We start from the raw sequence: 23143 nt of genomic DNA, 5'->3' as shown, positions 1-23143 counted from the left end.
TTTTTGTAATAGATATGCTATACCCAAAAATTCCACTTGCTCAAACCTTAATTCAGCTTTGTAAGGCTAAAAATATTAAACATATTGTGCTATCCCCAGGTAGTAGAAATGCACCGTTAACTATAGGTTTTACTCACGATTCTTTTTTTAAATGCTACAGTATTGTTGATGAACGTTGTGCCGCATTTTTTGCAATGGGAATTGCACAACAAATTAAACACCCAGTAGTAGTAGTTTGTACTTCAGGTAGCGCATTACTTAATTATTATCCTGCAATTAGTGAAGCTTTTTATAGTAATATACCTTTAGTGGTTTTAAGTGCAGATAGACCAAAATATTTAATTGGTATTGGAGACGGACAAACTATAAACCAAGAAAATGTATATAAAAATCATATTCTATATTCTGCCAACTTAAAACAAGATTTAAGTGAAGAAAATAAATTGGATGAAGAAGAAGCATTGCCAATAATGAAAAGTATCGAGAATAAACTCGAGAAGTATTTAGGCTTGCAAAAAACAATTCAACAGAGTAACGAAGAGCAAATAAATAAGGCTATAAATATTTCAATTATACAAAAAGGGCCAGTACATATAAATGCGCCATTTAGTGAACCTTTGTATGAAATGGTTGAAGAACTTTCTGTTAGTCCAAAAGTTATACCATTAGCAACTAAAGATAATGACAGTGAAGATTTTAATGCTTTATCAGAAATATGGAGTAATGCTAAACGAAAACTTATTTTAGTAGGAGTAAACCAACCAAATGATGTAGAACAAGAATATTTAGATCTTTTAGCTAAAGATGATAGTGTTTTGGTACTAACTGAGACAACTTCAAATATACACCACGATAGATTTATACCAAGTATAGATAAATTAATAGGCGCATTAAATACGGAAGAATTTGAACAATTAAAACCAGACGTATTATTAACTTTTGGAGGTTTAGTAGTTTCTAAAAAGATTAAGAAGTTTTTGCGTGAGTTTAAGCCTAAAGAACATTGGCATATTGGAGAATATACCGCAAACGATACTTTTTTTATTTTAAATAAAGTATTTAAAATGCCCGTAAATGTATTCTTTGCTAATTTATTATCAAAAACTGATAACATTCAAAGTAACTATAATAATTTTTGGTCTAATATCTTTGCTACTCGTAGAGAAAAGCATAAAGATTATATTAATATAATTCCTTATAGTGATTTTAAAGTTTTCGACATAGTCTTAAAAAGCATCCCAGACTTTTCTCAGTTACAAGTTGGTAATAGTTCTGCGATACGCTACACTCAACTTTTCGACTTAAATACATCTTTAAATGTGTTTTGTAATAGAGGAACAAGTGGTATAGATGGTAGTACAAGTACAGCAATTGGAGCAGCATTAGCTTCAACTAATAAACCAACAGTTTTTATTACGGGTGATTTAAGTTTTTTCTACGACAGTAATGCGTTATGGAATAATTATATCCCTAATAATTTTAGAGTGGTTATAGTTAATAATCAAGGCGGTGGTATTTTTAGAATCTTACCAGGACATAAAAACACTAATAATTTTGATACTTACTTTGAAACTAAACATAATTTAACGGCAGAGCATTTATGTAAAATGTATAATTTTAATTATGAGAGTGCTTCAAATGAAGAAGAATTAGCCTTAATATTAAACACATTTTATTCAAAAAATGATAAACCAAAATTGCTAGAAATTTTTACACCTAGTCAAGATAATGATGATATTCTATTGAAGTATTTTAGCTATATTAAGTAGTTTAACGATGTATTTGGTTCTTTGTCGATATTTTTAACATATTGTTTTTGCCCTAGAAATTTATTAGTTCAAAAATATTGTATATTTAAGGGTAAATAAAAAAACTTAAAACTATTAATTATGAGTAAAAGAGACGATCTTATTGCTAAATACGCTTCAGATCTTAAAGACAAGTGTGGTACAAATCCTGATATGGATTTTTTAACTAAAGTTACAATTGGTTGTGGACCATCTATTTATAATAAAGATGCTGCAACTGTTTCTGGTTCTGACCAAAGTGAACTAGATACTGTGAAAAATAATTTTTTAATCAAAAAATTAGGTTTAAAAGATAGTGCAGATTTAGATAAAGCTATCGATTCTGTTATGGAAACTTACGGTCGTTCTAACAAAAATAAATACAGAGCTGTAGTATATTATTTACTAGCTAAACACTTTAAAAAAGAGTCTGTTTATAAATAGAATCTGTTTTAAAAAATATAAAAAAGCGTTATAACTTAAGTTGTAACGCTTTTTTTATATACTTACCTTTGCGGCATGATTAATATTGGACGATATAATACCTTAGAAATTTTAAGAGATACAGAACCTGGTTTATTTCTTGGTGATACAGATGATAATGAAGTGCTTTTGCCAAACCGATATAAGCCAGAAAGTTTTGAGTTAGGAGATAAAATAGACGTTTTTATTTATTTAGATAACGAAGAGCGTTTGGTGGCAGTAACAGATGAGCCTTATATAACAGAAGGTACTTTTGCAGTATTAAGATGTAATGCGGTAAATGATTATGGTGCTTTTTTAGATTGGGGTATGGTTAAAGAACTGTTTTGCCCTTTTAAAGAACAAGCTTTTGCTATGAAAAAAGGTGGTTGGTATTTAGTGCATTGCTACTTAGATGATAAAACAGAAAGGCTAGTGGCTTCTAGTAAAACCAATAGATTTTTAGATAATACAGAATTAACAGTCTCTGAGTTTGATCAAGTAAATTTAATTGTTTCTCATCCAAGTGATATTGGGATGAATGTAATTGTTAACAATAAACATTCTGGTTTAATTTATAAAGACAATATTTTTCAAGAACTAAGCATTGGTGATACCTTAAAAGGAATTGTCAAGAAAGTAAGACCAGGAAACAAATTAGATATCTCTTTAGGACAAATTGGATATAGAAATATAGAGCCTAATGCAAAGAAAATCTTAGAGCTACTTCAAGATAATTCTGGCTTTTTACCGTTACATGATAAATCTTCACCAGAAGCTATAAAAGAGACTTTAGAAATGAGTAAGAAGAATTTTAAAAAAGCAATAGGAACTTTGTATAAACAAAAACAAATTTCAATTGAAAATGATGGCATTCGTATAGTTAAATAGTTCGTATAGTTAAATAGAAGGACTATTTCTCTTTATTTGCAGCATTATTTTCTTCTGTGTTTTTTATACTAGAGTTCACCTTTTTTGCCCAACTTATTGCATCGTATAAATCAAAAAAACGTTCAACTCTAGTTTTTAGAAATAACTTTTCTACTACAGCATTTACCCAACCTCTTTCTGTATAAGATACAATTGCGTATCCATTCAACTTATTTTTACTACTAAAAAACTTAATCCAATCTAAAGGTTTTACCGAGTAATTATTTACTCTATTTGTGATATAGCATATAGATGGATTTTCTCCATAATGCTTATAAGCCGCTTCAATGGCATCTTGTGCGGCAGCCCAATTGTATAAAACGCCTTCATTGATTTCAGAGATTATAAAATCGTCAAAGAAATAATAATTTCCATATTCTGAGACATGTATATCTTCAATTAAATCTGCAAGGTTAGAGTCTGCGATTCTCATTTCGATAGGTATTGATTAGGTTAATCAAAATTACTTATTCTGAATATTTATAGCATTAAAACAGTAGTATATTATATATCTCTTCGATAAAGCGAAATTTATATCGCTAAAAATGAGTTTTTAACCGCTTTATCAATATAGTTTATTTAGCCACAAAGTAAAAGTCTCTTAAATTTAATGATTTTTTTAGAGATATGACTCTTTTTATGAAGTGTTTAGACTGTTTTATTTTCTGTAAATAACATTGACTCTGTCCATTTGTAAGCATCTATAATATTGTCAAAGTTTTTAAATGGTAGTTTACAAAACTGTTGTTCAAGTCGAGAATTCATTGTTCCTAATTGACTATAGGTCACAGAACAATAGTGTTTTAGATTTAATGTAAAACTATCAAGTTTTGAGAAATCTAGTGGTGATGCAGAGAAATTATTAATTCTATTAGAAATATAACCAAAATTCTTGTCATTAAAATATAATTTAATGATATCTATTACTTCTTTTAAAGACTCGTAATCTAAATGTACACCATCATTTATTTCTGAAACAATAAGATTCTCAAAGAAAAATATAGTTCCTTTTTTGTGCTTATAAGTTGACAAAATGTTACTTGCTAATGGTGTTTGGTTTATACTTATAGTTTGCATAGCGATTGGGGTTTATTGTGATACAAAGTAAGTTGACTTTATCACGATAAAATAAATCATTGTCATAATTGTAAGCGTTTATGTAATAAACGGGTTTAAGTAATGTTAAAAAAAATAGCAGCTAGAAAAAGAATATTTTATTCATAATTCTAGCTACTATTAGCTAATTAATTAAGTGGAATATTAAGCAGTTAGTGGCCTATTCCTATCATTTACTATATTATTAGACCAATTAAAAGCATCTTCTAAATTTATAGCAATATAGAACGGTATGTGAGAAAAACGTTTTTCAATTTCCGCATTCATTTTATCAAAAAAACTATTATAAACTATAGCAGAATAAGCTTTAACATTATTTAGTTCGAAACTAAATTTTGCAAAATCTAAAGGAGAAATCGAGAATTTGTTTATTCTATTCGATATGTAAACAAAAGGCCTATCTTGATAAAATTTATTTGTAGTTTCAAAAAAGGATTTTGAATTTTTTAAGTCAATATGTACACCTTCTTTAATTTCAGAAATAATTATATTATTAAAGAAATAAAAAATACCTATATCTAAATTATGCGTTTCCAGAACTAGATTATAAAGAGGAGATTCAATGATTTTCATTTTAAGGGATATAATAGATAAATTAATATACAGTAAAGTTATTTTGATTTTTATAAATAATTGAAAATTAGACGAATATGAGTTTAAAACACGATTAAATACATGTTTTTTCTGATTAAAAACATTAAATGAAGTTTTTTTCTTACAATATTAACATGAGTTAATTTTTAACTAAAACAAAAGCCGTTAACAAGCGATGTTGCTAACGACTTTAATCTAATTAGTAAATTTACTTAGGGTAATTTTTTATAAAATTTAAATAGTTTTTAATGTTTTGCTAGATAAATCATTTATGATATAATCATTCATGATTTTGTAAGCATCAATTAAGCTTTTAAATTTTTTATAAGGTAATTTGCAAAATTGTTTCTCTACCTGTATGTTCATTTCATCAAAACGTCTATAACTTACAGTAGAGAACGCTTTTAAGTTTTTTAATACATTAACAAACTTTGGAAAATCGATTGCAGCAATAGAAAAAGAGTTTACTCTATTTGAAATGTAAGCAAAAGGCTTTGCTGTACCGTAGAAATCAGATAGAATACTTACATAATCATCTGCAGTATCTACACATAAATGCTTTCCTTCATTAATTTCTGAAATGGCTATATTTTCAAATAAGTATAAGTTTCCTATTTCAAGTTGGTAGCTTTCTATTGAGTCTCTAAATAACTCACTATCACGTAATTTCATATATTCTAAGATTAATTGCTCTACAAAAGTACTATGCAAGCATAGTTAAATAGAAAAATATTCAAGTTCCAAAATTACATATCGATTAAATGCATTTCTTTTATGTTGAAATACAATAATGTGTAAGTTTATTCTTTCTAAAATTAAACGTTTACCAAATTTTATAATTTTAATTATTGATTTTTAGAGAGTTGTAAAAAGAATAAGACTTTGGGAAAGTACTAATGAAAATCATCAAAATCCATTGGTTCCTAATCATCCCCATTATTACTATTTGGAAAATAAGATTTAATGAAAGCAATAATTAAAGTAACTAGAATAATTATAATTAGATATATATAAATATTTATTTCTATATCTGTAATTGGTTCTTTGTGTATAGGATGTCTATATGACTGCATAGTTATAAATATATATAATTTATAACACAGTTGTTAATTGAATAAAAAAGAATTAATAAGACATCAAGATATTAAAAATGATTTTTTCGTGAATACAGGTATTGTTGGATTGTTAGAACTAAAAGAGAAATAATCATAATGATCATAATAATATCGTACCACTTCATTTATATAATAATGTTGATGAGTATATAAAAAACAGTTAAGATACTTTAAACCCTACTTGTAACCGTTAAAACGTTGATTATGAATAATAATAATAATAAAAGCAACTAAAAAAGTTCACCTTTTAATTAGCTACGGCTTTCTCCTGTACCTTCATTAGAATAAACACCATAGATACAACCGATATTGTTGATTTGGTATTCTTTGTTTTTTTCTAACATAATAAATGAATAAAATAACGGCCAATATAATGACCGTTTTTTAATTTCTAATGGTTAGATAAAAAATACCAAGTAAAATATTTATTTCATCATAATTTCTCTAAAACTAATGAGGAATTAAAAGTATATTCATGATTATATAGTGAATCATCAAGGTTATAAGAGTATATAAACTCTAATTCTAATTTGTTCCCAATGAAACTTATAACAGTTAAATTTTGTATGAAATCTGGATTTGTTAATGAAATGATATTATTAGATACATTCCAATTAGAATTAGATTTAATTCCTGTTATTTCATTAAGATCTGACTCAACTGTAGTTCCATTTTCTAAAGAAGTAGATGCCGTATAAAAACCTGAAGAGAGAACTGTATTTGAACTAGATGAGAAATCATATGTTAATGAAAAATTATGACCCAAAGTTTCTGAAGATTCAGTGGTTGTTTGGCCATTAGAATTATCGGTTGTATTCACGACTTGAGTATTGTTATAATTTTTAACAATCCAATTGCCTGCTAAATTTTCATTAGTTAAGGTCTTAGAAGTAGTAATGTCATCATTATCATCATCGCTTTTACAGGAAATAAATATAATAGAGACGGTCGATAAAATGAGTAATGTAGATAGAATTTTTGATTTTATTTTTAGCATTAAATTATTAGTTTGAAAATTAATAATTCAAATAAAATCATATTAAAAAGTATATGCAAATTTCATTACCTTAAATTATCTTATTTATGGAATAAAAGTAGGCTGTTAATAAAACTCTAGTTTTATGCTGTTATTAATTATAGAGTCTTTAATGTTAATTTAATAATTAGGTTTAAAAAAAAGAAGCGAACCTAAGTTCGCTTCAATTTTTAAATAATGTCACACCAACATTCAGTATGATTTAAAGTGTCAGTTGGACACACTGCAATTCTTGTTTGCGGATCCCATGGAATTCTTGAAGGAAAACTAGATAGACCGCCTTGTAAATTTGAAACTGATTTTTTATTCAGTTTTAATGATTTAAGATTCTTTTTTTTCATGATATAATGTTTTATGATTTATAGTATTATATCAACTGGATATTGAATATGTTACCCATGTAATAAAAAAAGAATAGGAAAGCGAATCAAGATAGGTTCTTATAGAAATTAATTATTTCTCATTATCTGGTGGGATACCACCATTATCTCCATGGTCTAGACCACCATATATATCTTTAGAATTTCTAATTTCAAATTGCATAAACTGTTCTAACATAATATTTTATTTTAAAGTAAAGTTAGTAAATTTTATAAATTATAAAGGCTTCAATATATTTATATATAGCGCTATATCTTTTTAATGATTATTTTATAATATTAACCATTCGAAAGCCTAATTTTGTGTATTTTTATCGCCGATTAATAGAAGCATAATGAGTGAGATAAAATGGGTTAAAGCCAAAGAATACGAAGATATTACATATAATAAATGTAATGGAGTAGCTAGAATAGCATTTAACAGACCAAATGTTAGAAATGCATTTAGACCAAAAACAACAAAAGAATTATACGATGCATTTTATGATGCTCAAGAAGATACGTCAATTGGAGTAGTTTTATTATCTGCTGAAGGCCCATCTACTAAAGATGGTGTGTATTCTTTTTGTTCTGGAGGCGACCAAAAAGCTAGAGGTCATCAAGGTTATGTTGGTGATGATGGTTACCATAGATTAAATATTTTAGAAGTTCAACGACTTATTCGTTTTATGCCTAAAGCTGTAATAGCTGTTGTTCCTGGTTGGGCTGTTGGTGGAGGACACAGTTTACATGTGGTTTGCGATTTAACGCTGGCTAGTAAAGAACATGCTATTTTTAAGCAAACAGATGCAGATGTTACAAGTTTTGATGGTGGATATGGTTCTGCTTATTTAGCAAAAATGGTTGGGCAGAAAAAAGCTAGAGAAATATTCTTTTTAGGAAGAAATTACTCAGCGCAAGAAGCATACGAAATGGGAATGGTAAATGCTGTCATTCCTCATGATGAGTTAGAAACTACTGCTTACCAATGGGCTCAAGAGATATTAGAAAAATCACCAACATCTATTAAAATGTTGAAATTCGCAATGAATTTAACAGATGATGGTATGGTTGGGCAACAAGTCTTTGCAGGTGAAGCGACTAGATTAGCTTACATGACAGATGAAGCTAAAGAAGGTAGAGATGCGTTTTTAGAAAAACGTAAACCTAACTTTCCTAAGCAGTGGATTCCATAAACAGGTGATGTTATGAAAAATATTTCGGTTTGGATCTCTGCCATTAGATTAAGAACTTTACCTTTATCTATTTCTGGAATTATAGTTGCTGGTTGCTTGGCCGAATATAATGGACTATTTGAACCATTAATTTTTATTTTAGCTATTGCAGCTACTATTAGCTATCAAATACTTTCTAATTTGGCTAATGATTTTGGCGATTATGAAAAAGGAACAGATAATGAAGACAGAATAGGACCTGAACGAGCTTTACAAAGTGGTAAAATTTCTCAAGACCAAATGTTTCATGCTATCCGTATGAATATTTTAATTTGTATTGTACTTACAGTCCTTTTAATTTTTACTGCCTTTGGCTCTAAACACCTTTTACTTGCATTATTATTTTTCTTTTTAGCTTTCCTATCTGTAAGAGCTGCAATGAAATATACTGTAGGTAATAATGCTTATGGATATCGTGGTTTAGGAGATGTATATGTATTTATATTTTTTGGCTTACTAAGTGTTATAGGCTGTTATATATTATTTGCAAAACAATTTGATCACGTTACTATTTTGCCAGCAGTTACAATTGGTTTGCTAAGTGCGGGTGTATTGAACCTTAATAACATGAGGGATATTCACGGAGACTTAAAATCTAATAAAATTACATTAGCAGTAAAATTTGGATCTAAAAAGGCAAAATTTTATCATTATTTTTTAATAATTGGAGGTATTATTGCTTCGTTTGTATTTGGCGTTTTATATTATGTATCACCATTTAACTTATTGTTTTTTATAGCATATATACCATTATTTCTACATTTAAAACGTGTGAAAAATATATCTGATCCTAAAGATTTTGATCCTGAATTAAAAAAACTAGCTTTATCAACAGTGCTTTTAGCCTTACTTTTAGGAATAGGACACTTATTTTAATTTATTATTCTCTAACCATTCATTACGTAGGTCGTTAGATACTTTTCCAGTGCCATCATGTTTCCAGCCAGGTGGTTTTAATAGGTATCTTAATCTATTATAAAGTGACTTTTTTCCCGATAATGCTTCTTTAAATAATACTACCCATTCTATAAAAGCAATTTTAATTGGATTATAAGTATTAATGTTTGCAGTTAATCCATAAACTACTTTTTCTTCTTTTAATTCTGGTTGAAAAGTATGAAATAGTTTATCCCAAATTATAAAAATGCCAGCATGATTTCTGTCTAGGTATATAGGATTACTGCCATGATGTACTCTGTGATGCGAAGGTGTATTCATTATAGCTTCAAACCACTTAGGGAGTTTATCAATAGCTTCAGTATGAATCCAAAACTGGTAAATTAAACTTATAGACATTTGCAATAAAATCATTCCTGGATGAAAACCTAATAATGGAAGCCATAACCAAAAAACAAAAGTGTAAAATCCACCAGACCAAGTTTGGCGTAATGCAGTACTTAAATTATAATATTCAGAAGAATGATGTACCACGTGCGAAGCCCAAAATAATCTACACTCATGTGAGATTCTATGAAACCAGTAATAGCTAAAATCATCTAAAAAAAGTAGAAGGATAAAACTCCACCATACAATAGGTACAGTAAATAACCTGAAATTATCATAAATATAGAAGAAAGAGACTAAAACAATGGTCTTACTTAAAAAACCTAAAATCACATTTCCAATTCCCATACTAATAGAAGATATGGAATCCTTTGCTTCATAGCCTTTTACCTTTTGTTTTGAAACAACATAAATTTCTAATGCCATAGAAACTATAAAAAAAGGAATTGCGAATAGGATAATATTGGGGAAATCTGTCATATCTATAAATTAATTCAAAAAGCAAATTACAAAAATAAATAAGTATTTTTGATTTTAAATTATGAAAGCTACTTACTACAAATATTGCCTAAATTTTAAACAACCAAGCGGAACCTCTAGAGGTGTTTTAAAAACAAAAGAAACTTGGTTTATTATTTTAAATGAAGAAGGGAAGAGAGGAATAGGTGAGTGCGGAATTCTTAGAGGATTGTCTATTGACGATAGGCCAGATTACGAGAAACAACTAGAATTTACTTGTAATAATATTGAGAAAGGCTTAATGTATCTTTTATCAAAAAATATTGAGTTTCCTAGTATTCAAATTGGATTAGAAATGGCTTTTAAATCTCTTGAAGCCGATGATGATTTTGTATTAGACCCTTCAAATTTTACAAAAGGTAAAGATTCAATTCCTATTAATGGATTAATTTGGATGGGAACAGAGCATTTCATGAAGCAACAAATTCAAGATAAGATTGAAGCTGGCTTTAAATGTATTAAACTAAAAATTGGTGCTATAGATTTTGAAACAGAACTTAATTTACTAAAAGGAATTAGACAACAGTTTAGTGAAAGTGATATAGAGTTAAGGGTTGATGCTAATGGTGCTTTTAAAGCTAATGAAGCCTTAGAGAAATTAAAACGTTTATCTGAATTTAAATTGCATTCTATAGAACAACCTATTGCTGTTAAACAGTTTGAAAATATGGCTAATTTGTGTGAACATACACCATTGCCAATTGCTTTAGATGAAGAGTTAATAGGTGTTTTTTCTAAAGAAGAAAAACAAAAGTTACTTAAAACTATAAAACCTCAATATATTATTTTAAAACCAAGTTTTATAGGTGGTTTTAAAGGTAGTAATGAATGGATTTCTTTAGCAGAACAAGAAACTATTGGCTGGTGGATTACTAGCGCTTTAGAAAGTAATGTAGGTTTAAACGCTATAGCACAATATACCTATAATAAGAAATCATTATTGCCGCAAGGTCTTGGTACTGGAAGTTTATTTACTAATAATTTTGATTCGCCATTACAAGTAAAAAATGGTACATTGCAACACAATACAAACTTACATTGGAATTTTAATATATAGATTATGTACATAGCCCAAACTTATAAAGTTTTACACGATTTCTGGCGTTATATAGTAGGAGTTATAATAGCAATAATAGGTGTTTTTATTTTTTCTGCTCCTCATCTTATTGCAGTTTTTATGAAAAGGATGAATGCTGAAGTAGATTTAACAAGACTTGAAGATGTTAATTACCTCATGAGTTTATTTGATTCTAATGAAAACCTAGTATATATACTGTTACCCTTTGCTGGAGGATTATTGTTTTTACTTTTAGCAGTAAAATTTATACACAAACAATCTATAAGGTTATTAACGACGTCTCGAGCTAAAGTAGATTGGAAACGTATTTGGTTTTCATTCTTTTTCTGGGGCATTATATCTTCAGGAATGGTGATGTTAGATTATTTTTTATCTCCTGAAAACTATTTAAATAATTTTGAATTAAATAGATTCTTAGTCTTAGCTGTATTAGCAATACTACTTATTCCATTGCAAACCAGTTTCGAAGAATATATGTTTAGAGGGTATTTAATGCAAGGGATTGGTGTACTTGCTAAAAATAAATGGGTACCACTTATCATTACTTCAGTGGTATTTGGTCTGCTTCATATTGCAAACCCTGAAGTTGATAAGTTAGGTTATTCTATAATGGTGTATTACATAGGAACAGGATTGTTTTTAGGTATATTAACTTTAATGGATGAAGGTATGGAGTTGGCATTAGGTTTTCATGCCGCTAATAATTTATTTACAGCTTTATTAGTTACTGCCAATTGGACAGCGTTTCAAACACATTCAGTTTTTAAAGATGTGGCCGAACCAGAATTAGGTTTTATAGACTTAATACTGCCAGTATTTATTATATTTCCTATCATACTTTTTATATTTAGTCGTGTCTATAAATGGACTAACTGGAAAGATAAATTATTTGGAAAAGTAGAACAACCACCAAACGAAGACTATAAAGTTATTGAATAGTTGACACCAGAATATAATAAAGTCCACAATAAATTTAAGCTCAATGAAAAGTATTATAATTTTAATGAGCTTAAAGCATTTGCCTATAGTTTAGTAAAAATAGAAAATCCTTTTGAACAAGAAATTGGTGAGTTTCTATTATGTTGGTTAGATGGTAATGATGCTATAGAAGTAAAAACATCCGGTTCTACAGGTATTCCAAAAACTATAACTATAAATAAACAGTCAATGGTAAACTCAGCCATTGCGACTGGTACTTTCTTTAATTTAAAACCATCATCTAAAGCTCTCCTATGTTTACCAGCTAGTTATATAGCAGGAAAAATGATGTTAGTTCGCGCTATAGTTTTGGGTTTAGAATTAGATTGTATTGAACCTAAAACAAATCTAGTTCTTAATAAAAGTAAACATTACCATTTTTCTGCAATGGTGCCAATGCAACTAAATGCGAATATAGAAAACCTCAAAAATATTGATATTGTAATCGTAGGCGGAGCGAAAGTGTCTAATAATTTAATTTCAAAAATTAAAGGTATTAGCACCTCAGTTTTTGAAACCTATGGTATGACAGAAACAGTATCGCATATTGCTATTAAACATCTCAATAAATTGCCTTCAAAACTCGAAGGTAATTACTTTAAAACTTTACCTAATGTTTCTATTTCTCAAGATAAAAATGAATGCTTAATAATTAATGCTCCATTACTTTCTAAAGAAACAGTAATGACTAATGATGTTGTTAAAATACACTCTAAAACTACTTTTGAGTGGTTAGGAAGACAAGATAATGTTATTAACTCTGGAGGCATAAAAATCTTTCCTGAGCAGATTGAAAATCAATTACATGATAAAATCGCTTATCGGTTTTTTATTGCTTCAGAAAAAGATGGAATTCTTGGAGAACGTATTATTCTTGTAGTCGAAGGAGAAAAAAACAGTTTAGATAATTCTATTTTTAAAAGCTTAAATAGATATTCTATACCTAAAAAAATATATTACTTACCTATGTTTATCGAAACTAATTCTAATAAAATTAATAGAGGAGAAACATTAAAGTTATTGAGTTAAGTGTAACTATTTATTTAAAATAGATACTAATAAAAGAAAAAATAATCTTATGAGTTTTTTAAAACGTGTATTATCAACAGTTACTGGTATATTTGTCTTTCTATTTATTTGTTTTGGATTTTTAATAATTATCGGGCTGCTTTTAGGGTCTTCTTCAAAGGATAAAGTAGTTGTTGAAAACGATACCGTATTAGAATTAAAATTAGATTTCCCAATAAAAGATTATGCAGCAGAAACAACTTTTAAGGAATATTCTTATTTAGACCAAAACAAAAAAAATGGTCTTTTCGACTTAATTTATGCTATAGATTACGCTACAACTGACGAAAATATTAAAGGTATTTCTATAGATAACAACTATATAATGGCTGGTGTTTCGCAAACAAAAGCATTAAGAGATGCACTTTTAAAATTTAAAGAATCTGGTAAGTTTATAGTGTCTTATGGAGATGTTTATTCTCAAAAAGATTATTATTTAAATTCTATAGCAGATACTATATATATAAACCCTGTTGGGGTTATGGAATTTAAAGGTTTATCTACTGAGCGTTTGTATTTTAAAGATTTTCAAGAAAAATCAGGGATAAAAATGGAAGTGGTTAGATTAGGAAAATATAAAAGTGCTGTAGAACCATATCTAGAAAACAAAATGAGTGATAATAATCGCGAGCAAATAAGCACGTATTTAAATGGTATTTGGAGCGAAATAAAAGAGGAAGTTTCTCAAAGCAGAAATATTTCAACAGAGCAACTAGATAAAATTGCAGATGAATTACTTTCAAGAACACCAGAACTTGCTTTAAACTCTGGATTAATAGATAAAATAGCCTACCATGATGAGTATTTAAAAGACATAAAAAAAGCAATTGGACTAAGTGATGAAAAAGAAATAAATACTATAGAAATAGAAGATTATGCAGAATATGCGTATAGCAAAAAGCCATATAAAGCAAAAGCTAAAATAGCTGTAATTTATACCGAAGGTCAAATTTTCTATGGAGAAGGAGACGAAAATTCTGTTGGACAAGGTGCGGTTAATAAATCTTTAGAAAAAGCGCGTAATGACGATAATATAAAAGCAATAGTTTTACGAGTAAATTCACCTGGAGGAAGTGCTTTAGCAAGCGAGTTAATTTGGAGAGAGATTGAATTGACTAAAAGAGTAAAACCAGTTATTGTATCAATGGGAGACGTTGCTGCTTCCGGAGGTTATTATATAGCTTGTAATGCTAATAAGATATTTGCAGAAGCAACAACAATTACTGGAAGTATTGGTGTATTTGGAACACTACCTAATATAGAAGGATTAGCAAATAAATGGGGAATAAATGCTGAGCAAGTTGTTACCAATAAAAATGCTGTGACTTATAGTTTATTTGAACCAATGAGCGATAACCAACGTGCTTTTGTTAAAGAAGGCATAAATTCTATTTACGATTTGTTTACCAATAGAGTCGCTCAAGGCCGTAATATGACGCAAGAAGCTGTACATGAAATTGCGCAGGGTAGAGTTTGGACAGGTAAAGATGCTTTAAGTAATGGCTTGGTTGATGAATTAGGTGGTCTAGACACAGCTTTGGCTCATGCTGCAGAACTTACAGAAATAGAAGATTATAAAATAATTCAGTATCCAGTTTTTGAAAAAGATTTAGATGATATGTTAAAAGGTTTTGGATTAATCCAATCTAAAGAAGATCTAATGAAAGAAGAGTTAGGAGAAGAAAATTATAAAATACTTCAAGAAGTTAAAGCAATGACTAAGCAAAAAGGAGTACAACTTATGTTTCCTTTTGCTACAGAGATTAAGTAATTATAGTAAAAATAGTAGTTAATAAAGTGGTTTAAATTCATTTTTTGAATGTATTTAAACCACTTTATCTATCTAAATTTATAGAAGCAACTTCAGGGAAAATTCAACGTCAAAAAACATTACAATTACTAAAAAAAGTAGTGTTTACTCATTCAAAATAAGCGTTTACTCATTCTTCATTTTATAACATATACTTTGGTTATAGTTTAGTATTGAATATAAATACTAATCATCATGAAAAACATTCCGTTTATTATCTTTTTTCTTCTTGTTTTTAAGTCTTTTGCACAAGAGATACCACAAGTAAAAATCAATGATTCAACTACTTTAGAGTTAAAAACACTTAAAGTAGAATCTGAAATTATTGGAAACATCGCAACAACAAGTTATACAATGAAATTTTATAACGGCTCTAATAGAATACTTGAAGGAGAATTAGCTTTTCCGTTAGGTCAAGGTCAGGCTGTTACAAAGTTTTCAATGGATGTAAATGGTAAAATGAGAGATGCGGTTATTGTTGAAAAAGAGTTAGGGCGTATCGCCTATGAAAGTACTATTAGACAACGTATAGATCCTGGATTATTAGAAGTTACAAAAGGGAATAATTATAAAGCAAGAGTATATCCTATTCCAGCAAAAGGGTATAAAGAATTGCGTATAGAATTTGAACAAGAATTATACTGCTCTAATGGAAAACATATTTACGAAATTCCATTTAATTTCAATACTGCCTTAGATTTTACATTCCAAATGGTTATTTATGGAGACAAACAAAAGTATAATATTATTGAAGGCAAAAACATAGGACTTAAATTTAAATCACAACAAGGCGTTCATAGCGCAAAAGTTAATAAGACTAATTGGATTGCTAACACACCTTTTATAATTGAATTACCAGTAAATAATGATGAAAATATAATTACATATTCAAATTACTTTAGTCTATATAAAGTTTTAAATGCAAAAACAAGATTAAAACAAAAACCAGAACGCATTACTATTTTTTGGGATGCTTCATATTCTATGCAATACAGAGACTTAGATTCTGAAATTAAATTATTAGATAAGTATTTTAATTATTTAGATACAGTAACGGTAAACTTTATAAGTTTTAGTAACACTATAGAAAAGTCAAAAACGTTTGTAGTAAAAAATGGGAATTGGAAAGCTTTAAAAAAGGAAATTAAGACTATTGTTTATGATGGAGGAACATCGTATTCAAAATTATATAGCAAATTTGGTAGTCATTCTAATTTAAATTTAACCAATATAAAAACTAATGAGGTTTTATTCTTCACAGATGGAATGTTTAATCTAGGTGATTTAAATACTAACTTTAAGACACCTATTTATACTATTAATACAGTGAATTCTGCAAATCATGAGTTTTTACAAAACAAGGCTATAGAGTTAGGAGGTAAATATATAAATCTAAGACTAACAGGAGCAAAACAAGCATTAGAATCGCTTAAACAAGAAACCTATCAGTTTTTAGGTGTTAAAGACAATAATTTAATAAGTGAAGTATATCCAAGAACAAGAGTAAATGTAAATTCAGATTTCTCTATATCAGGAAAATTTAAAGAATCAACTCCAATAGAATTGCTATTTGGTTATGGTAATGTGACTACAGACACTATAATAGTTAATATTAATAAATCATTACAAAATAAACTAGCAAAACGACTTTGGGCAAAAAAGAAATTAAACTATCTAAATAAAAATAAGGAAGAGAATAAGAAAGCGATTATTAAACTAGCTAAAAAAAATCATTTAATAACAGCGTATACATCTATGATTATTTTGGATAGAATTGAAGATTATGTGAGATATAAAATAGAACCACCAAAAGAGCTTAGACAAGATTTTAAAAGAAGAATGGAACAAATAGTTGAAGAAGATGAAGACAGATTAGAAGATATTAAAGATAGAAAGAATAAGCTTTTTGAGGACTATGAAAATTTAATAAAATGGTATAATACTAAGTATCCAATAGCTATAATTAAACCTAAAAAAGATACAACAGCTATAGCTAATATTACTCAACCTTCATCAATAAATCAAACAAATACAACAGCAACTTCTAATAATAATATAACAAATCAAAATCCTGTATCAGTAGTAAATAATGCGTCTAATACTAATGAAAGCACTTCTATCGTAAATTTAGATCCAAATAAAAGAATTGTTTCTGGAACCATATTAGATGAAGAAGGATTGCCAATTCCAGGAGTAAATATTGTAATTAGTGGTACTTCTAAAGGTAGTCAAACAGATTTTGATGGTAATTATTCTATTAATGCAGAAACAGGAGATGCTTTAAGTTTTTCTTTTATTGGTTATATAAATAAAGAAGTTGTTGTTAATACTAATGATGTTATTAATTTTAATATGGAAATAGATTCTACTGCAATAGATGAAGTTGTGATTACAGCTTATAGAGCAACTAAAAAAGAATCAATAACGGCCTCAGTAACTTCAGTAACTTCAGAATCTATTACGCAAACATTACAGGGACAAGTAGCTGGCATTAAGATTAATTCTGGTGGTGTACAACCTATAGCAAATACTAATATTAACTTACGAGGAGCAAATTCCATATCTGGTAATACGAAACCGCTATATATTGTTGATGGAGTTCCTGTTAGTGAAAGTGATTTTAGGAGTATAAATTCAAATAATATAGGATCGTTATCTGTATTGAAAGACTCAGCGACTACAGCTATATATGGTAATAGAGGAGTAAATGGAGCGGTAGTGATTACAACTAAAGAAGGTTTAAAAAAGAATGGAGAACAGATTCAAAAATTAAACGAGGAAATAAAAGAAGCTGTAGCATTTAAACAATGGACACCAGATGCTAATTACTTAAAACAATTATCAACCACTAAAACAGTAGAAGAAGCTTATAATTTATATTTAGACATACGTAAAGAGTATTATAATACACCTACTTTTTTTATAGACGTTGCTGATTTTTTTGAAGCGAAAAAAGAAAAAGCACTAGCCATCAAAATAGCATCAAATCTTGCAGAAATAGATTTAGACAATCATGAAGTTTTACGAGCTTTAGCCTATAAATTAGAATATTTTAGAGCATACGATTTAGCTTTATATATCTATAAGGAAGTATTAAGACTAAGACCAGAAGAACCACAGTCTACAAGAGATTTAGCATTGGCTCATGAAAATGTTGGTGATTATCAAAAAGCATTCGATTTATTATTTAAAATAATTAATGGGGATTTAGTTGAAAAAGATTTAGATGAGCGCTTTGATGGTATAGAACATCTTGCATTTATAGAAGCAGGACATTTATATAAGCTACATAAAGAAAAATTAATATTAAATGAAACTCAAAAAGAAATTATTAAACCAATAACAATTGGTTTAAGGGTTGTGGCAGATTGGAATCATAATAACACAGATTTAGACTTATATGTAAATAATCCAAAGGAGATAGCTATAAGTTATAAAAATAGATCTACTAATTATGGAGATAGACTATCTGAAGATATGACAGAAGGTTATGGACCAGAAGAATACTTAATAAAAGATGCTTTAAAAGGCGAGTATGAAGTAGAATTAGATTATTTTTCAGATGAAGTACAAAAAATATCTGGGCCAACAATAGTAAAGATTACAATATTCAAAAACTATGGTAAAGACAATGAAACTAAAGAGATTAGAATTTATCGCCTTGAAAAAGAAGAAGATGAATTACAGATTGGAAGTATTACTTTCTAAACACTAATGAGTATAAAAGGAGCACAAAAGTGTTCCTTTTTTTTAGCGAGTATTTTCGCCTTATAACGAAGTAAGAATTTAATTTCATTTTTAAGCTTTAATTTGCTTGTAAATTAATATCAAAATGAAATTAAATCCATTAAAAACCTCCCTTATTTTATTTTTAATTATTTCTACACAACTTTATGCTCAAGGCAAAGACGATTTATGTAAAGAATGGGAAAAAGTAAGTGATACAATTAATAATTATAATAATTATCTTGATTATAACTACAGTATGCTAACTAAGGTTGGCTCAAAGTGTAAAGTAGATATTTTTATTACCAATGGTTTTATTTATCAAAAGCAACAAAAAAATGATTCGGCGATATCTAATTTTTCTAATGCAATAAAAATTGGAAAAGAATTAAATCTAACTAAAGAGATTATACCCGCATATACAAATAAAGCTTATGTTTTTGCTCAAACGAATAAAATAAAAGAAGCTAATACTTTACTAAAAGAAGCAAAGGCAGCATTAGATAAAACACCAGATAATAAGGATTGGAATTTATATTTTCAAGCAAGAGCATATTTAGCAGACATTAGTTCCAACTATGATGATGCTATAGCTTATATGGACTCTTCTATAGTGTTTTCAAAAAGAATAAAGTCAAATACTTTTGAACAAAATGGCTATGTAAATAGAGGGACTTACTTACTTAGAAAATCTGACTATGAAGCAGCAGCAGCAAGTTTTCTAAAAGGAATAGAATTATCAGAAAAAAGTGGAAAAGCTGATGGTCTAGAGAGTTATTATCATATGGTAGGTTTTTGTTACACTAGATGGGAACAACACGAAACAGCTCTTACATATTATAAGAAAGCTAGAGATAGAGCAAAAAAAGCAAGTAATAATTATATACTTATGTACAATTATTCAAGAGAATCTAGATCTCTTCTAGCTTTAAATTTGATTGATGATGCTATGGTTTCTATCGATTCTGCTATAATTCTAGCAAAAAAATACAATGATAACGGAATTTTAGGAAATGCATATAATAATAAAGGATCTGCATATTTTAAGCATATAAAAGATTATGAGAAAGCAGAGTTATATTATACTAAATCTTATGAAAGTTCTTTAAAAGCAAACTCTTCAAAAAAATCTGACGACCTTTTAAAATTTTCTTCTATTCAAGGAATGCTCAATGTTTATATGCAAAAAAAGAATTACAAAAAAGCTAAGATTTTTTTAAATGTTCTAGAAGATGAGGCTAATAAAAGTGGTTTATTAATGTATAAAGAAATTTTTAATAAATATTCTAGTAATTATTATGAAGCCATTGGGCAACCAGGAAAAGCTATAAAATATCTTAGAGAAGAATATAAAATAAAAGATTCTATCTCTAGTGATAATGTAAAAACTCAAGTTGCTAAATTGGAAAAGCAATATAATACTACAAGTAAAGAATTACAAATTGTAAAATTAGATAAAGCTAAAGTAGAACAAGAACAATTAACTGCTAAAGCAAAAACAAAACAGAATTTATATTTAATTACTGCTATAATATTATTATCGTTATTAATTTTAGGATACTGGTTATTTAGAAAATTAAAGAAACAAAAAGAAGAATTAGATACAACAAACAAAGTCAAGAATAGATTGTTTTCAATTATAGCACATGATTTAAGAGGTATGATTATTCCTTTTCAGCGTTCAGGGCGTATTTTAGAGCATTATATTGAAGAAAAAAATTACGATAAGACTATTACTTTTTCTAAAGAGCTACAAAAGAACTCTCAAGGATTGTCTACAATGTTAGATAACTTATTAAGCTGGTCTATAGAGCAAATGAATGGTTATAAAATGAATCCAGAGTTACTGTATGTTACTAAAGAAATTAATGAAATAAAAACGACCTTCTCACAACAGTCGGAATTTAAAGACACTAAAATAAATATTGTTAATTCAGAAGAAATAGCTATAAATATAGACAAAGGTGCATTTCATATCATCTTTAGAAACCTTATAGGTAATGCATTGAAATATACAGAGAATGGTATTATTAGAATAGAATTTAAAAGAGATTTAAATACTCTTACCTGTATCTTAACAGATACAGGTATTGGTATGTCAAAAGCGCAACTAGATAATATATTTACTCTAGATACAAAAGAATCAACTATAGGCACAAAAGGAGAAAAAGGAACTGGATTAGGTCTTAGCTTAGTCTATCGTTTTGTTAAGATGAATGGAGGTACGATAAAGGTATCTTCAGAAAAAAGAGTAGGTACTAAGTTTAATTTAAATTTTCCTCTTTCAGAAAATGATATTCTGGAAACAGAAAAAATAAATACAAAAGAACAATCAGCATAATAGGACTCTGTTTTTTTGATTGAAATATTCATCCACAAGAATCGGTTAGTCGTCCACATAATGAAATCATGACTAGTTTTTTGTTTTTAATTAGCTATTAATTAATCCAAAAAACAAAAAGCATGAGAATTAAATTTAATAGTTTAATCGTTAGTATAATATTATGTTCTGTAATTACGTCATGTGGAAGTAAAAAATCTATTTCTACAGAAGTTACTAAGCCTGCATTAGTGAATTTACATCAAGATATTAAAAGAATAGGGATATTAGATAGAAGTATTGTTTCAAAAAATGAGTCGTTTTTAGATGAACTAGATAAAATATTATCAATTGAAGGTGCAAATTTAGATAGAGAAGGCGCAAAGCAAGCAGTTTTGTCTTTAAAATCTGAAGTCTCTAAAAGCAATACATTTTCTGAAGTAAAATTAATAAACATTGATGCTAAGAATAATCCTGGTGGTAGCGTATTTCCTGCGGCATTGTCTTGGGATGAGATAAGCATTATATGTGCAAATAATAATATAGATGGTCTTTTTGTATTGTCTTTATACGATACAGATGCAACCGCAACTTACGATACATTCAATACTAAAGTAAAAGGACCATTAGGTATAGAAGTACCTGCTATTCATCATAGTGTTGTAATTAATACAATAATAAAAACAGGGTGGCGTATTTACGATCCTATTAAAAGAGTTATAAGTGATGAGTTAGAGGTTTCACAAAAAGTAAGAACAACGGGAAGAGGTATAAACCCTGTAAAAGCAATAGAAGCTGCTAAAAATAGAAAACAATCGGTATTGCAAATAAGTCAAAAAATAGCTCAAGATTACGCATCACGGTTATTACCATATAAAGGAAAGATATACCGCAAATATTATACTAGTGATACCCCAAATTTTGAAATTGCTAAACGATATGTAGAAACTGGAAAATGGGAAGAAGCTTCTGTTTTGTGGGAAAAAGAAACTAATAACAAAGATAAAGACATTGCTGGACAGGCTTGTTATAATATGGCTTTTTATAATGAAATTAAGGGCGACTATAATAGAGCAAAAGAATGGGCAACTAAAGCTTATACAGAATATGAAAATAAATTGGCTTTAAAGTATTTAGATGATTTGGATGATCGTATTGAAGAAGTAAATATGTTAAATAAAAAATAAATAGAAATTCTATATATTAGGTATAAAAAAGGAGGAACATAATAGTGTGTCTCCTTTTTTATATATGGGTTTTGAGCAGCGTTCTATTGTTGCATTTTCAAGTAATAATCTGCAGAATGTTTACCAGAGCCATAGAACAAGAAAAAAATACAAACCAGTAATGTAATAGAAGCAAGTATTAAATTACTAGTATTCATATCACCAATAAAATTAAGAATAATAGCTCCAATTAATAAAGGAATTTGAACAGCCATAGCCCATCGTGTTAGAAGCCCAAAAACAATTAAAAGCCCACCAATGAGATGAGCGGGAATTATTAAATGTAAGGCTAGCATACCTCCAGTTATTTTTTCTAATGGAGCACAAATAGCATTTAAAGCTTGTATGTTTTGCATGAACTGAAAGCCTTTTATAAATAAAAATACACCTAAAGCAATTCGTAAAATATCTATTGGATAATACGTATGCGTATTAGCCCATTTATTCAATGATTTAACTGTTCCCATGATCTTAAACGTGTTGATTATCAAGTATTAAGA

At 28.3% G+C, this 23143-nt stretch carries 21 protein-coding genes; 12 read left to right on the top strand and 9 right to left on the bottom strand.

Translation table 11 applies throughout. The features are described 5' to 3' along the window. The first annotated feature begins 14 nt into the window (after positions 1-14). The 3 genes from menD (at position 15) to Q0997_RS09540 (ending at position 3140) form a co-directional block, all read left to right on the top strand. A complete protein-coding gene (menD, locus tag Q0997_RS09550; protein WP_299887993.1) occupies positions 15-1769 on the top strand; it encodes a 2-succinyl-5-enolpyruvyl-6-hydroxy-3-cyclohexene-1-carboxylic-acid synthase in 1755 nt (584 codons plus the stop codon). Between the two features lie 120 nt (positions 1770-1889). Further along, on the top strand, positions 1890-2231 hold the full coding sequence (locus tag Q0997_RS09545) for a DUF2853 family protein (protein ID WP_299887989.1): 342 nt from the start codon (positions 1890-1892) through the stop codon (positions 2229-2231). 75 nt (positions 2232-2306) lie between these two features. Further along, positions 2307-3140, top strand: a complete 834-nt coding sequence (locus tag Q0997_RS09540) for a S1-like domain-containing RNA-binding protein (protein ID WP_299887986.1) — start codon at positions 2307-2309, stop codon at positions 3138-3140. A 22-nt stretch (positions 3141-3162) separates the two neighbouring features. On the opposite strand, the gene Q0997_RS09535 is transcribed toward Q0997_RS09540, so the two are convergent. From Q0997_RS09535 to Q0997_RS09505, 7 genes are all read right to left on the bottom strand, one after another. Continuing rightward, positions 3163-3612: a hypothetical protein gene (locus Q0997_RS09535; RefSeq protein ID WP_299887983.1), complete on the bottom strand. Its 450-nt coding sequence runs from the start codon at positions 3610-3612 to the stop codon at positions 3163-3165. A gap of 215 nt (positions 3613-3827) precedes the next feature. Continuing rightward, on the bottom strand, positions 3828-4256 hold the full coding sequence (locus Q0997_RS09530) for a hypothetical protein (protein WP_299887981.1): 429 nt from the start codon (positions 4254-4256) through the stop codon (positions 3828-3830). A gap of 183 nt (positions 4257-4439) precedes the next feature. Continuing rightward, complete coding sequence (locus Q0997_RS09525; protein WP_299887978.1) at positions 4440-4868, bottom strand: hypothetical protein; 429 nt, start codon at positions 4866-4868, stop codon at positions 4440-4442. Between the two features lie 255 nt (positions 4869-5123). Next, complete coding sequence (locus Q0997_RS09520) at positions 5124-5561, bottom strand: hypothetical protein (RefSeq protein ID WP_299887975.1); 438 nt, start codon at positions 5559-5561, stop codon at positions 5124-5126. A 251-nt stretch (positions 5562-5812) separates the two neighbouring features. Next, entirely contained in the window at positions 5813-5962 is a 150-nt protein-coding gene (locus Q0997_RS09515) for a hypothetical protein (RefSeq protein ID WP_299887973.1), read from the bottom strand. 475 nt (positions 5963-6437) lie between these two features. Next, positions 6438-7001, bottom strand: coding sequence for a hypothetical protein (locus Q0997_RS09510; RefSeq protein ID WP_299887970.1), 564 nt, complete (start codon positions 6999-7001; stop codon positions 6438-6440). 209 nt (positions 7002-7210) lie between these two features. Further along, on the bottom strand, positions 7211-7381 hold the full coding sequence (locus tag Q0997_RS09505) for a hypothetical protein (RefSeq protein ID WP_299887967.1): 171 nt from the start codon (positions 7379-7381) through the stop codon (positions 7211-7213). A 374-nt stretch (positions 7382-7755) separates the two neighbouring features. Here Q0997_RS09505 and Q0997_RS09500 point away from each other — a divergent pair, with 374 nt between their 5' ends. Both Q0997_RS09500 and menA read left to right on the top strand, forming a co-directional pair. Then, positions 7756-8595, top strand: coding sequence for a 1,4-dihydroxy-2-naphthoyl-CoA synthase (locus tag Q0997_RS09500; RefSeq protein WP_299887964.1), 840 nt, complete (start codon positions 7756-7758; stop codon positions 8593-8595). 12 nt (positions 8596-8607) lie between these two features. After that, positions 8608-9510, top strand: coding sequence for a 1,4-dihydroxy-2-naphthoate octaprenyltransferase (menA, locus tag Q0997_RS09495; protein ID WP_299887961.1), 903 nt, complete (start codon positions 8608-8610; stop codon positions 9508-9510). Here the strand turns inward: menA and Q0997_RS09490 are convergent. After that, positions 9502-10398 carry a sterol desaturase family protein gene (locus Q0997_RS09490; protein ID WP_299887958.1) on the bottom strand — a complete coding sequence of 299 codons (897 nt, stop codon included), beginning with the start codon at positions 10396-10398 and terminating at the stop codon, positions 9502-9504. The two genes, menA and Q0997_RS09490, sit on opposite strands and share 9 nt — an antisense overlap. Before the next feature lie 61 nt (positions 10399-10459). On the opposite strand from Q0997_RS09490, the gene Q0997_RS09485 reads away from it, so the two are divergent. The 7 genes from Q0997_RS09485 to Q0997_RS09455 all read left to right on the top strand — a co-directional run bounded on the left by Q0997_RS09485 (position 10460) and on the right by Q0997_RS09455 (position 22604). After that, entirely contained in the window at positions 10460-11494 is a 1035-nt protein-coding gene (locus Q0997_RS09485; RefSeq protein ID WP_299887955.1) for an o-succinylbenzoate synthase, read from the top strand. A gap of 3 nt (positions 11495-11497) precedes the next feature. Continuing rightward, positions 11498-12454 carry a CPBP family intramembrane glutamic endopeptidase gene (locus Q0997_RS09480; RefSeq protein ID WP_299887952.1) on the top strand — a complete coding sequence of 319 codons (957 nt, stop codon included), beginning with the start codon at positions 11498-11500 and terminating at the stop codon, positions 12452-12454. Next, positions 12455-13522 (top strand): AMP-binding protein, encoded by a 1068-nt coding sequence (locus tag Q0997_RS09475; RefSeq protein ID WP_299887949.1) that lies wholly within the window; start codon positions 12455-12457, stop codon positions 13520-13522. Between the two features lie 49 nt (positions 13523-13571). Then, positions 13572-15332, top strand: coding sequence for a signal peptide peptidase SppA (gene sppA, locus Q0997_RS09470; protein ID WP_299887947.1), 1761 nt, complete (start codon positions 13572-13574; stop codon positions 15330-15332). 234 nt (positions 15333-15566) lie between these two features. Then, positions 15567-19079, top strand: a complete 3513-nt coding sequence (locus Q0997_RS09465; RefSeq protein ID WP_299887944.1) for a VIT domain-containing protein — start codon at positions 15567-15569, stop codon at positions 19077-19079. A 124-nt stretch (positions 19080-19203) separates the two neighbouring features. Continuing rightward, a complete protein-coding gene (locus Q0997_RS09460; RefSeq protein ID WP_299887941.1) occupies positions 19204-21438 on the top strand; it encodes an ATP-binding protein in 2235 nt (744 codons plus the stop codon). Between the two features lie 122 nt (positions 21439-21560). Then, complete coding sequence (locus Q0997_RS09455; RefSeq protein WP_299887938.1) at positions 21561-22604, top strand: DUF6340 family protein; 1044 nt, start codon at positions 21561-21563, stop codon at positions 22602-22604. 83 nt (positions 22605-22687) lie between these two features. On the opposite strand, the gene Q0997_RS09450 is transcribed toward Q0997_RS09455, so the two are convergent. Further along, complete coding sequence (locus tag Q0997_RS09450; protein ID WP_299887936.1) at positions 22688-23110, bottom strand: DoxX family protein; 423 nt, start codon at positions 23108-23110, stop codon at positions 22688-22690. Positions 23111-23143 lie beyond the last annotated feature (33 nt).

The organism is uncultured Lacinutrix sp., from assembly GCF_947500325.1.
GTDB lineage: Bacteria > Bacteroidota > Bacteroidia > Flavobacteriales > Flavobacteriaceae > Lacinutrix.
This window is presented reverse-complemented; position numbering and strand designations above follow the sequence as displayed.